The organism is Salmonella sp. 2018103 (genome assembly GCF_026247685.1).
Taxonomy (GTDB): Bacteria; Pseudomonadota; Gammaproteobacteria; order Enterobacterales; family Enterobacteriaceae; genus Salmonella; species Salmonella enterica.
This window is the reverse complement of the sequence record NZ_CP111029.1, coordinates 4,597,132-4,610,213: the sequence shown is the minus strand read 5'-3', so window position 1 is coordinate 4,610,213 and position 13,082 is coordinate 4,597,132. Positions and strand designations below refer to the sequence as shown.

Genomic DNA, 13,082 nt, shown 5'->3' with positions numbered 1-13,082 from the left:
GGCGGACTCCACTCGAACAAAAGTCGATAAATGACAAAGGCTGATACATTAATGATTGTTGGCGCACGTCGATAAGACCCTGCATGAAGGGTGACGCACGAACCGCTGTCTGCGGTTTTCACGGATCTTTCAAACGATCGCGATTTCACGCAGCCTGAAAGATTCCGTGTTCATGCCTGACCAGGATCGTTTGAAACGATCAGGACCGCGGATCATAGCCTAAACTGAGCAAGAGATCTTCTGTTTCTCACAGATTCTTCCCGATTTATCCACAGGACTTTCCAGGAAAGGATAAGTGTAATCGATCCTGGGGAACTCCTGTACGCTTTCGCGCGCATATTGAAAAAATTAATAGGTAAAGGTGAGCAGACGCCTAAAAGATCGCATAAAGATCCAGGGCGATCCTTGCGCTTTACCTGGCAGTCCGTATAATTCTCCACCCGTCGCGCAATGCCCGTCATATGGCGTCAACGCTGCTTATTTTCCGCACAAAAAGGCGTGGAAAATCGCGGGAAAATAAGGAAAGAGAATTGACTCCGGAGTGTACAATTATTACAATCCGGCCTCTTTAATCACCCACACTGTGGCGTAAGTCGTTCAAAGTTTGTTCGGGTATACGCAAAAGTCAGTGAATTTATTCAAGTTTAGGTAGAAATCGCCATGAAACGCACTTTTCAACCGTCTGTACTGAAGCGCAACCGTTCTCACGGCTTCCGTGCTCGTATGGCTACTAAAAATGGTCGTCAGGTTCTGGCACGTCGTCGTGCTAAAGGCCGCGCTCGTCTGACCGTTTCCAAGTAATAAAGCTAACCCCTGAGTGGTTAAGCTCGCATTTCCCAGGGAGTTACGTTTGTTAACTCCCGCTCATTTCACATTCGTCTTCCAGCAACCTCAACGGGCTGGCACGCCGCAAATCACCATCCTCGGCCGCCTGAATTCGCTGGGGCATCCCCGTATCGGTCTTACCGTCGCCAAGAAAAATGTTCGACGTGCGCATGAACGCAACCGGATTAAACGTCTGACGCGTGAAAGCTTCCGTCTGCGCCAGCATGAACTTCCTGCAATGGATTTCGTGGTGGTGGCGAAAAAAGGGGTTGCCGACCTCGATAACCGTGCTCTCTCGGAAGCGTTGGAAAAATTATGGCGCCGCCACTGTCGCCTGGCTCGCGGGTCCTGATAGCCCTTATTCGGGTCTATCAACGCCTGATCAGTCCGCTGCTTGGGCCGCATTGTCGTTTCACGCCAACGTGCTCAAGCTACGGAATTGAGGCATTGCGCAGGTTTGGAGTGATAAAAGGCAGTTGGTTGACGGTGAAACGCGTATTAAAATGCCACCCTTTACACCCTGGTGGTGACGATCCCGTCCCGCCCGGACCATTTGATACCAGAGAACACTAACGATGGATTCGCAACGCAATCTTTTAGTCATCGCTTTGCTGTTCGTGTCTTTCATGATCTGGCAAGCCTGGGAGCAGGATAAAAATCCGCAACCTCAGACTCAACAGACCACGCAGACAACGACCACCGCAGCGGGTAGCGCCGCCGACCAGGGCGTACCAGCCAGTGGCCAGGGGAAAATGATTACGGTGAAAACCGATGTGCTTGATTTGACTATCAACACCCGTGGTGGTGATGTCGAGCAGGCCTTGCTCCCGGCTTACCCGAAAGAACTGGGTTCCAACGAACCGTTCCAGCTGCTGGAAACTACCCCGCAGTTTATCTATCAGGCGCAAAGCGGCCTGACAGGCCGCGACGGCCCGGATAACCCGGCGAACGGCCCGCGTCCGCTGTACAACGTCGAGAAAGAGGCGTTTGTACTGGCCGACGGTCAGAACGAACTGCAGGTTCCGATGACTTATACTGACGCCGCAGGCAACACGTTTACCAAAACGTTTGTCTTTAAGCGTGGCGATTATGCGGTTAACGTGAACTATAGCGTGCAGAACACCGGCGAAAAACCGCTGGAAGTCTCCACCTTTGGTCAGTTAAAACAATCCGTCAACCTGCCTCCTCATCGCGACACCGGCAGCAGCAACTTTGCGTTGCATACGTTCCGCGGCGCAGCGTACTCCACGCCGGATGAGAAGTATGAGAAATACAAATTCGACACCATTGCCGATAACGAAAACCTCAACGTCAGCTCCAAAGGCGGTTGGGTGGCAATGTTGCAGCAGTATTTCGCTACCGCATGGATTCCGCGTAACGACGGCACCAACAATTTCTACACCGCCAATCTGGGTAACGGCATTGTCGCTATCGGCTATAAAGCGCAGCCGGTACTGGTACAGCCAGGCCAGACTGGCGCGATGACCAGCACCCTGTGGGTCGGCCCGGAAATTCAGGATAAAATGGCGGCTGTTGCACCGCACCTGGATTTGACCGTGGACTACGGCTGGTTGTGGTTCATCTCTCAGCCACTGTTCAAGTTGCTGAAGTGGATCCACAGCTTTGTGGGCAACTGGGGCTTCTCCATTATCATCATTACCTTTATCGTTCGCGGTATCATGTACCCGCTGACCAAAGCGCAGTACACGTCAATGGCGAAGATGCGTATGCTGCAGCCGAAAATTCAGGCGATGCGCGAACGTCTTGGCGATGATAAACAGCGCCAAAGCCAGGAGATGATGGCCCTGTACAAAGCGGAGAAGGTTAACCCACTGGGCGGCTGCTTCCCGCTGATCATCCAGATGCCTATCTTCCTGGCGTTGTACTACATGCTGATGGGTTCCATTGAACTGCGTCATGCGCCGTTCGCGCTGTGGATTCATGACCTGTCCGCACAGGACCCGTACTACATTCTGCCGATCCTGATGGGCGTAACGATGTTCTTCATTCAGAAGATGTCGCCGACCACCGTGACCGATCCGATGCAGCAGAAGATCATGACCTTTATGCCGGTCATCTTTACGGTGTTCTTCCTGTGGTTCCCGTCAGGTCTGGTGCTGTACTATATCGTCAGCAACCTGGTCACCATCATTCAGCAGCAGCTGATTTACCGTGGTCTGGAGAAGCGTGGCCTGCATAGCCGCGAGAAGAAAAAATCCTGATTCGGTGTAGGCCGGATAAGGCGAAGCCGCCATCCGGCAAGGCGCGCCGGTCAGCCTGATGGCGCTAACGCTTATCAGGCCTACAATCAAAAGGCGGTCATATGACCGCCTTTTTTTATTGCAACAAAGTTGAGACTAACCATGAGCCATAACGACACTATCGTCGCCCAGGCAACCCCACCGGGACGCGGTGGCGTGGGTATCCTGCGTATCTCTGGTCTGAAGGCGCGCGACGTTGCGCAAGAGGTGCTGGGCAAGCTGCCGAAGCCGCGCTATGCCGACTACCTGCCGTTTAAAGACGTTGACGGCAGCGCGCTGGATCAGGGTATTGCGCTGTGGTTCCCCGGCCCGAACTCCTTCACCGGTGAAGATGTGCTGGAGCTACAAGGGCACGGCGGTCCGGTGATCCTGGACCTGCTGTTAAAACGTATCCTGACGCTTCCAGGCGTGCGCATTGCCCGACCGGGCGAGTTCTCCGAGCGAGCGTTCCTCAACGATAAGCTCGATTTAGCCCAGGCGGAAGCCATTGCCGACCTGATCGATGCCAGTTCCGAACAGGCGGCGCGTTCGGCGCTAAACTCGTTACAGGGGGCATTTTCCGCCCGCGTTAACCACCTTGTGGAAGCACTTACTCACCTGCGAATCTACGTCGAAGCGGCTATTGATTTTCCGGATGAGGAGATCGACTTTCTCTCTGACGGCAAAATCGAAGCGCAGCTCAATGGCGTCATCGCCGATCTTGACGCCGTGCGCACCGAAGCGCGCCAGGGTAGCCTGCTGCGCGAAGGGATGAAGGTAGTGATTGCCGGACGCCCGAATGCCGGGAAATCCAGCCTGCTGAATGCGCTGGCAGGCCGTGAAGCAGCCATTGTCACCGATATCGCCGGTACCACGCGTGACGTGTTGCGCGAGCATATCCACATCGACGGGATGCCGCTGCATATCATCGATACCGCCGGACTGCGCGACGCCAGCGACGAAGTTGAGCGTATCGGCATCGAACGCGCCTGGCAGGAGATTGAACAGGCCGATCGCGTGCTGTTTATGGTGGATGGCACCACGACGGACGCCGTTGACCCTGCCGACATCTGGCCGGACTTTATCGCCCGTCTGCCCAAAAATCTACCGATTACCGTGGTACGTAACAAGGCGGATATCACCGGCGAAACGCTGGGTATTAGTGAAGTAAATGGTCACTCACTGGTTCGCCTCTCGGCGCGTACCGGCGAAGGCGTCGACGTGCTGCGTAACCACCTCAAGCAGAGCATGGGTTTTGATACCAATATGGAAGGCGGCTTCCTGGCCCGCCGCCGTCACCTGCAGGCGCTGGCGGAAGCCGCTGAACATCTTGAGCAGGGCAAAGCACAGCTATTAGGCGCGTGGGCGGGGGAACTGCTGGCGGAAGAGTTGCGCCTGGCGCAGCAAAGCTTAAGCGAGATTACCGGCGAGTTTACCTCCGACGACCTGCTGGGACGGATTTTCTCCAGCTTCTGTATAGGTAAATAAGTTTTAGTCCATCCTGGTCCGTGAACGTTCACTAACCCGCATTAACTGCCTGTTAATGCGGGTTTTTACTTTCCATACTCGTCCATAGTCGTGCGGGTTCATCCGCGATTTTTGTGTCCTGAATTGTCCCCATCGTTAAATCCCTCGTGTGCCATTGTTTATTTTTTGATCTAAAAATTACATCAAATGAACACAAAAAACGGTATAAAAAACGCTCAAATCTCCCTTCTCATGGACACACTATAGAGGTGAGATATGGCACTTTCAGATACCAAATTACGCACACTTGCTCCCAGAAACCGCCCCTGGCAACTTGCCGATCATGACGGGTTGGTGATTGAAGTTCTTCCCACCGGACGAAAAATCTGGCGTTTCCGCTACCGCTTTGACAACAAATCGCAACAGATCACGCAGGGCGAATACCCAGCTTTCTCACTTGCAGAAGCGCGGATCTGGCGTGAAAAGTGCCGCTCACTGGTTGCCCATGGCATCAATCCCGCGCAGAAAAAGCAGGAAGAAAAGCTTAAACAGAAAGACCCAACGGCAGCCAAAACATTCGCCACAAGCTGGCCCTGCACCTGCTAATCATCTGCATGGTGCGTAAATCGGAGATGATTGAAGCGACATGGAGTGAAGTTAACTTCAACGCGCTGGAATGGCGTATACCCGGCGAAAGAATGAAGATGGATAACCCGCATATTGTTCCGCTGTCAAAGCAGGCGCTGGCGATGTTCGAAGAGCTAAAATTTCTGGCCGGAGATTCCCCTTACGTCTTCCCCAGCCGAAACGACCACCGACGCCCGATCTCCAAAACAACGCTTAACTGCGCAGTGCGTACGCTGGATCTGAACGTCAGGGATTTTGTTATTCATGACTTCCGGCGTACTGCCAGCACATTGTTACATGAGCAAGGCTACAACTCCGACTGGGTAGAGAAATGCCTGGCGCATAAGATCGGCGGCGTTCGCGGTGTCTACAATCGTGCGGAATACCTGAATCAGCGCCGGGAGATGCTTCAGTCCTGGGCGGACTTTGTTGATGCGCAGATTGAGGAGGGGCGGAAGGTGGTTATCGGGAAGTTTGGGAAGGCTTATGAATCAAACAATTAAAAGAAAATTGACAAGATTACAATAAAGTGACTTTTTCACTCACGCTTGACAAATCCATAAAAACGCAAGATTATTAAGTTACATTTCACCTGAATCCGATCAGGATCTACACCAGCCCTACGCTACAAGGATTACTTTTAATAATGAAACAACCATGGGAACTAAACCCTGAACTTACACAAGAACGCCTAAAGAAACTGGCCTCTCTCATCCGCGACGTTAGAGATGATGTGGTCGACAGACATGATGATGATTTAGGCGACTCAGCGCGCGCAACCGGTATGCGGGCATATGAATGTTGCAGAACACGGATAGCTCGTGCTTCTATGGACTCAGAAGAATGGCCTTGGCTTGGAATTGTAAAAAAAGATGGTAAATTTACGTTTTCCATCAAATCAGTACCAGTGCGACTCTATAGAGGTAAACCAGATAGTCCTGAAGAACGTCGATTAATTCCATGTTATGAAGCTTTGAGCCAAGCTAGTTTCTTATTTGAGGAAGTTGGTGATGCAGCAGATATCATATGGTTTTTTGCTATTGAAGTAGACGAATTCAAATACGTGGATCGGGTCACATTCACTGGTTTTCTTGAGGGTGCCCAAGTTTCATGCTGGGAGATTCCACTCAATGAGAAAGTGCCTGCTATCAGCTCGATTGATGCAGAACTTCCTGAGCCTGTGAAAGTCGAGAAACCAGTCGTTTCTGTTAAAAAGAAAGAAGAGAAAAAAGCAAAAAATGATGATACGAATGATGGTCAGTAAGCTATGCCCATGACATTTTATGGCGAGCGGTTAAGGCTCGCCCGTTTACTAAAAGGTTATACCCTGCAAGAATTGGGGGATGCCGTTGCGGTTACAAGACAAAGCATCCACCAGTATGAGAGTGATGCCAGAGCACCTGCACATGATATACGCAATGCTTTGGCAGAACTCTTGCAGGTATCGCCTAAATTTTTTGAATACCCTCTGGCTGGTGATGTAAAACCAGAACAGTGCCATTTTCGTAAACGCCAGACAACACCAGCGGGTGTGAAGGAAAGGGTGCAATCATATAGCACCATTCTTGAACAATTAGTATCTGAATTATATGAACACTTAGACTTACCAGAGAACCGTTTTAATCTAATTGATAATGAGAAGATCCCTGAACTCACTGCTCCTATTATTGAAAAGATTGCAGAGGGTGCTCGAGTTCGCTGGGGATTAACAGATGATGCCCCTATAGATAATATGGTTAACGTTGTTGAAAACCAAGGAGCAATAGTTACGACTTTTGATGGGGTCTCAGATAAAGTTGACGCTCTTTCAATTAACAGAAAATACCCTATTATCATTCGTAATACTGCGAAAGAAAGCGTTTGTAGAATGCGTTTTGATATCGCACATGAATGCGGTCATCTAATCATGCATGATGGCATTGAAACTGGTTGTAAAAAAACAGAAAGAGAAGCCGATGCTTTTGCTAGTGCATTTTTATTTCCACGCAAATCTTTTGCTCGAGAATTTCCTGCTTGTATAACATCAAGAGGAACAATTGATTGGAAAAAAGTATACCACCTAAAATTAAGGTGGAAAATGAGTGCAAGAGCGATCATATATCGTGCTCATTTCTTAGGATTTATTAATGCTCAGCAGTATAGAAGTGCCAATGTTTGGTTTAGCCAGACTAGACAAGCTAAAAAAGAAAAGTATGACGATTCCATCCCAATGGAAGAACCTCACATACTTAAAGAGAGTTTATTAGTTTTAAAAGAACAACTTGGTATTTCATTCGAAATGCTTGCAGACAAACTCTGCGTAAAACCATCTTTGTTAGCTGAAATATCTGGCATTGATTATATTCAAGACCAAAGCGATGACTTTGAAAATGTAGTTGTTCCCTTTAAATTCTAAGAAAGAATGGCGTAAATCGCCATTCTTTCTAAAAGCAAAAATCAATCCTCGACATAGCCGTTTAAAATATTACGCCATCCTACATCTAAAAGAATGAAATTAGCGTAAATATTTTATGAGTCACTTATACAACACCCAAAAACTAAAATGGCCAATTAATCTCATTATATTTACTGAGCATTTTCTCACCAAAGATAACATCTATAGACCGAGCATAGAAAATTAGTCCATGTAAATGATTCCGAAAGCCTATAACCGAAGAGAATCCTTTAAATCTAGCATGTTGTACAGGACCGACTTTTTCGTGTAAACAAAAATGAATATGCTGCTTAATTTTATATTTTAATTCTTTATCAAGCCCGACACTATCTTTATCAACATTTAATCCTAACACTATTTTTTTTGCGCCAGGAGGAATTATTTTAGTCTTATATTTATTCGGATTGAAACCATATTTATTCAAAATTATATAAATACTGTCTATGATATGTTGGGCATTATGCCTTGAAAAACTCGTATTAGTAGATGAAATGGTAATATCGTCAGAGTATCTAGAATATCTAACTTGTAATTTTTCACATAAAAAACTTATTTCTGCGTCTAAATTTTTACATACTAAGTTTGATAAACAAGGACTAGTTGGAGCGCCTTGTGGTGTGCTACCTAATTCTTGTTTACGATCGTAAAACTTATATTCTTTTAGATATTTATTTTGTAGCCTATGCAGTCTTTCATTTCGAGAGCGAGGAATAGGCCAAGTACAAATCCTAGCTAATTCGAATGATATTAAATTAGAATATCCATTACATTTAAAAACATGATATGCATCTATCTCGGATATACTCTCAAAGAAGTTTGTAATATCAATTTTTATAAGCCATCTACTATTTATATGTACGTGTGCAGCATCATATATAGATGAATATGGTGTATATGCAAAGCTAGCATCATGTGGCAATATATGCTTAAGAACATTATCGTGTATAAACTTCTGTACCTTAAGTAATTGAGGTTCAGGGACAAATATTTTCCGTTTTGAAATACTTCTTCTCTTCCTAATAAGAAAAAACCTATACGGATGAAAGTGTTCTCTATTAATAACTTTGCGTAGAAAAGAATATTCAACACCAGCCATAAAAGCAAGGTGACGCAATGTCAATATTGGTATTACCTTTGGATTTAAATTTATTATTTTTTTTGTGTGTAAGATCGCACTATCAATTATCTCCGGTTTAACACCTTGGATAAGAGCTTCTGCACGATAACGCTGAGGAGACCATTGTTTCATTTACTTTGACCCCGGAGGGGTAAGTAAAATCGCGACGATAAGAAAGACCACGATCGAGCCGACGAAGTCGGGATCGTCGTGATTTTGCTTACACTATTGCGAGTGCTAATACATGAGCACATAAAATATATGGCCCGCAGGAAAGGTATACACTTCTCCTGACAAGTAATGGTAGTTACTTGTGTTAACGCTAAATGAAACATTATGGCCTCCTCAACGTTGTAGGATAATACCCCTCTTTTACCTGTTTTGGAAGTTCTTTAGCTTTGCCTTTTTTCCTTAACTCTTCGATTAGTAACTGCCCTTCATCAGTAAGTCGATAGTTATCATCAATCCATCCCAAAAATGTTAACCGAACTAAGATATCCGAAACGATTCTTGATGATAACCCACTTCTTGAGGCTATTGCGTTTTTCGTTCTAGGTAACCGTCTTAATGATAATAAAACTAGGATATATTTTTTACCTTCATCATTAAGCTTTTGAAACTTAGCTGATGCGGCTATTCGTTTCTGATTCATAAGGTTCAAATAATTTTCAGGATCATAATCAGCATCTCCCGTAGGGAGTTCATCTTTTAAATCAATAGCTGTTCTATTTCTAAATAAAGGCTTCCATGAATTTGAACGTTTATAAAGTATAGCAGGTGCATTATTCGGCATACCATGACTATAACAAATAAGTGCCGCTACTCCCCCATAGCCGAAAGGGGTATTTTTATTCTGATCTGGGTTATATTTATGACATAGAGATGTTATCTTCTTCTTTTCGTCCCCTGAAAAACTATTTTCAATGGTAGGGCATATTTTATTGTAGATTATCGTTGGTTTAAAAGGATGATATTCCATTCTTTTTAAACCTTCCTGTGTCGCAGCATAGCAAACAACAAAAAACTTGATATGATGAGATGAATACCAACTTTTTAACGACGGTGTTTTCTGAAAACAATCGAGGAAATTATACATCTGATTACCAGATCCGATAGTATCAGTTAATATGACAACCTTTCTTATTTTTTTCTTTCTAAAAACATTAGCTGGAGGATAATATAAATATTTCCTACTATCGGATCTTGATAAATTAGTTGCTATTGTATTAAGCAATCCTTCGCTTCCAATTTCCTTCCGATTTTTTATTATATTAATTGGTTCAAATGCTTCCCCATCTGCCCTTTGTGGCTTTTTATCACTGAATTTATACACTCTTTCTTCCGGTAAAACTTCACGCTCAACAAAAATAGCGATTGCATACTCACTTTCATTTCCAATATTCTCGACCTCATTCTTTATCGTTTTTTCAAATTCGTAACTAGATACCCAATGTATCTTTTTCAATAAGAGGTTAGCATAAGGCCGATCATCATCATCAAACTGTTCGAGCCACAGTGATGCTCTTTTGGTCTTATCTAATGTTATTTCATGAGAGCTCATTCTAAACATCCTCATAATTTATATAATATAATATTAAAACTAAAAACTAGTTTTTTAAAGGATTATTTAGAAAAATCATTTTTGCAAACTGCGTGATATTAACAATGAAAATTGAAAATAACCTTATCTACTTCAGTTCATTGAGTGAGTAAGTTTACTAGATCTAAAGTCCCTCTCCTTCCTTAAACAGCAAGTTATGTATATTGGTGTTAACTACACATACGTAAGTATATCTATTCATTATAAATAACAGTAACATAATTATAGTGATATTACCTATTACACATCTTTTTCAATAAAACCTTCAAATCCCAAAAACAGTTTCCCGCATCTTTCCCCTTCCTCCAGATCTAGCCTATCCCCAACTCATAGCAGTACCCCTAAAAGCTTCCTGTTCTAAGACGAACTGCGACCTGTAAGAAGCGCCTTTGGCGGTCAGCCCCCCGGTCAACCAGGGAACGAAGCGTGGTCTGAAACTGACCTCCTGTCTCGATACAGGTGACCACACCCTTTATCGCTACCCTGTTGCAAGCGTAGCGACAGACAGAACGCTGTAGAGAAGTCGGACGGCATTGCCGAAGGCTTTGCGTCCGTACTTCCTGCTGAATTTGCAAAACGCGGCGTCACTTTTAAGAGCGTAAGCGAGTGAAAGTGACGCCAGCGCGCAGATCAGCTTCAACCCAGCTACTGCCTGCAAATTCACTGCAACAAACAGGCTGACACTCAAACAGATGTCAGAAATTCACTTACCAGGAGGAGAAACCAGCACTACCGAACCGATACCGGAGGACATGTCATTTTACCTGTGGGGATATACCTGCCTGAGCAGGCGGCTGCATTCGTGCATCACCGTACCCCGTCATACCTCATCCGCGCATTCTCCGGCACACCGATATCGTTCAGCACAGCACGCTGTGCCCAACCGCGCGTCGGGGAATTGAGTGGAGAGTAGCTATGTCGAAACTTACAAAACGCATGGAAAAACTCGCCCAGCTGGCTGACGGCAGTTTTAAAACAGTCCATGATCGCCTCCGCATCGCCGGGCGTTTAAGCCAGCATCTACACAAGCTGAATATCCAGATTCAGGATCTCCAGCATCTGAAATCGTCACATATCGAAAGCTACGTGATGGCGCGACGGGAAGCAGGCATTACGCCACGCACACTACAAAACGAGATGGCTGCCCTGCGCACCATCCTTGCTCAGTCTGGACGTCAAAAATTTGTCCAATCGGAGCGCATCAGCAATAAAGCGCTCGGGCTGGGTAACGCCAGCCGGGCAGGAACGCATCTACCATTAACCTCAAAACGCTGGTTGTCGGCGCTGTCTGCTTTTCATGAAAAAGATGAAGGGCTGGCTCTGACGCTGGAGCTTGCCAGAGCAATGGGTTTGCGTTCACAGGAAGCGGTGCAGTGTTGTCAGTCTCTGAAGACATGGGCCGCTGCGTTAGAGCGTGGAGAAAATCGATTGCAGGTGGTTTTTGACACCAAAGGATCACGTTCCCGTCAGACGGTGGTGCTCGAACCTGAAAGGCTACGCAGCATCCTGAACCAAGCTATACCCCTGATGACACAACGCGGGGGACGTTTGCTCAATAAAACCCGATCTGCGCGCCGCAATGAATTACTGGCGTGCCAGCGCAGTTCGCGCAGGGCTGACTGGCCCCTATGCACCACACAGTCTGCGCTATTCATGGGCGCAGGAGGCGATGGCGCACTACCAGGGACTGGGGCTGAGTATAAAGGAAGCCAGGGCGATGGTTGCGATGGATCTTGGTCATGGCGGTGGTCGAGGGCGCTACAACCAGCAGGTGTATGGGAGGCAATCATGAGCTATTACGTTTCTGCCGTCTCCGATCGGGCACGCAATAACTGGCCGAAAATATTTGAACAACTGGGCATTTTCATTCCACCAAATCATCGGCATGGCCCGTGTCCCTGTTGTGAGGGTAAGGATCGCTTCAGGATGGATGATCTGGAGGGGCGCGGCACATGGTTCTGCAATCAGTGCGGCGCAGGTGACGGACTGGATCTGGTTTCCCGCTTCTTCGGTTGCGCACTGGTTGCGGCCGCAGGAATGGTGCAGGACATGGATCCTGTACCGCTGGTTCCGCCAGCCAGGGAAAAATCACAGGCTTTGAATATGGAATCGCGTATTAAGACACTGCTTCGCCATTGTGAATCCGGAGAAGCGCCGTATCTGACAACGCGAGGCTGGCGACGAGCCCAGTGGCTTCTGACTGAACGTAGTAGCCGGACAATCTGCGGCGTGCATTTCGGGGCGGGTACGCTAGTATTGCCAATTCGAAATACAGGCACGCAGCTGACAGGTGCACAGTTCATTCATCCTGGAGGGAAAAAGTACCTGCAGCCCGGTAGCCATCTGAAGGATTGTTTTTGCCCGGTACATCTGGCGAGCCGCAACGGTAGACCGGAACCCTGGGCACCGGACAGCAAACCACCGGAAGGCATCATCATTACCGAAGGATATGCAACCGCGCTTGCGGTCTCATGCCTTCATCATTTTCCAGTCGTTGCTGCCCTGTCGGCATACAACCTGAAAAATGTGGCCATCGCTTTCCGGGCGCAGTGGCCTGAATGCCACCTTATCCTGGCTGGCGATAATGATTGCAGTCAGGAGAAAAATACCGGGTTGCTGAATGCAGCCGCCGCTGCCGAGGTAGTGAAGGGCTGTGTGGTTCTCCCTGCAGTCACCGCATTGAGCGACTGGGATGAATTTTACCGTCACTACGGTGAATCCATTTCCCGGATTGTGTTCAACCAGCAGCTTCCTGCAAATCTCAGGTCGTAG

The 13,082-nt window shown here is 47.0% G+C and carries 11 protein-coding genes and 2 pseudogenes; 11 read left to right on the top strand and 2 right to left on the bottom strand.

Annotation, left to right across the window (positions count from 1 at the left end):
- Positions 1-339 precede the first annotated feature (339 nt).
- The 9 genes and pseudogenes from OLG56_RS22430 (at position 340) to OLG56_RS22125 (ending at position 7,554) form a co-directional block, all read left to right on the top strand.
- Positions 340-432 (top strand): hypothetical protein, encoded by a 93-nt coding sequence (locus OLG56_RS22430; protein WP_418142141.1) that lies wholly within the window; start codon positions 340-342, stop codon positions 430-432.
- 228 nt (positions 433-660) lie between these two features.
- Positions 661-801: a 50S ribosomal protein L34 gene (gene rpmH / locus OLG56_RS22160; RefSeq protein WP_000831330.1), complete on the top strand. Its 141-nt coding sequence runs from the start codon at positions 661-663 to the stop codon at positions 799-801.
- Between the two features lie 16 nt (positions 802-817).
- Positions 818-1,177, top strand: coding sequence for a ribonuclease P protein component (gene rnpA / locus OLG56_RS22155; RefSeq protein WP_000239725.1), 360 nt, complete (start codon positions 818-820; stop codon positions 1,175-1,177).
- Complete coding sequence (yidD, locus tag OLG56_RS22150) at positions 1,141-1,398, top strand: membrane protein insertion efficiency factor YidD (protein WP_001307474.1); 258 nt, start codon at positions 1,141-1,143, stop codon at positions 1,396-1,398. The genes rnpA and yidD overlap by 37 nt, the downstream gene beginning before the upstream one ends.
- A gap of 2 nt (positions 1,399-1,400) precedes the next feature.
- Entirely contained in the window at positions 1,401-3,047 is a 1,647-nt protein-coding gene (gene yidC / locus OLG56_RS22145; RefSeq protein WP_000378283.1) for a membrane protein insertase YidC, read from the top strand.
- Between the two features lie 141 nt (positions 3,048-3,188).
- On the top strand, positions 3,189-4,553 hold the full coding sequence (gene mnmE / locus OLG56_RS22140) for a tRNA uridine-5-carboxymethylaminomethyl(34) synthesis GTPase MnmE (RefSeq protein WP_000019081.1): 1,365 nt from the start codon (positions 3,189-3,191) through the stop codon (positions 4,551-4,553).
- A 255-nt stretch (positions 4,554-4,808) separates the two neighbouring features.
- Positions 4,809-5,662 (top strand): annotated as a pseudogene (locus OLG56_RS22135) (integrase arm-type DNA-binding domain-containing protein).
- 143 nt (positions 5,663-5,805) lie between these two features.
- Positions 5,806-6,423, top strand: a complete 618-nt coding sequence (locus OLG56_RS22130) for a hypothetical protein (protein ID WP_058821169.1) — start codon at positions 5,806-5,808, stop codon at positions 6,421-6,423.
- Positions 6,424-6,426: 3 nt separating this feature from the next.
- Positions 6,427-7,554 carry a helix-turn-helix domain-containing protein gene (locus OLG56_RS22125; protein ID WP_061377472.1) on the top strand — a complete coding sequence of 376 codons (1,128 nt, stop codon included), beginning with the start codon at positions 6,427-6,429 and terminating at the stop codon, positions 7,552-7,554.
- A 142-nt stretch (positions 7,555-7,696) separates the two neighbouring features.
- On the opposite strand, the gene OLG56_RS22120 is transcribed toward OLG56_RS22125, so the two are convergent.
- Together OLG56_RS22120 and OLG56_RS22115 are read right to left on the bottom strand one after the other, a co-directional pair.
- Positions 7,697-8,842 (bottom strand): reverse transcriptase family protein, encoded by a 1,146-nt coding sequence (locus OLG56_RS22120; protein WP_061377473.1) that lies wholly within the window; start codon positions 8,840-8,842, stop codon positions 7,697-7,699.
- Between the two features lie 202 nt (positions 8,843-9,044).
- Positions 9,045-10,271, bottom strand: coding sequence for a phosphoribosyltransferase-like protein (locus OLG56_RS22115; protein WP_061377474.1), 1,227 nt, complete (start codon positions 10,269-10,271; stop codon positions 9,045-9,047).
- 954 nt (positions 10,272-11,225) lie between these two features.
- On the opposite strand from OLG56_RS22115, the pseudogene OLG56_RS22110 reads away from it, so the two are divergent.
- Positions 11,226-12,102, top strand: a pseudogene (locus OLG56_RS22110) (integrase domain-containing protein).
- Positions 12,099-13,082, top strand: a complete 984-nt coding sequence (locus tag OLG56_RS22105) for a primase-helicase zinc-binding domain-containing protein (RefSeq protein WP_061377475.1) — start codon at positions 12,099-12,101, stop codon at positions 13,080-13,082. The pseudogene OLG56_RS22110 and the gene OLG56_RS22105 overlap by 4 nt, the downstream one beginning before the upstream one ends.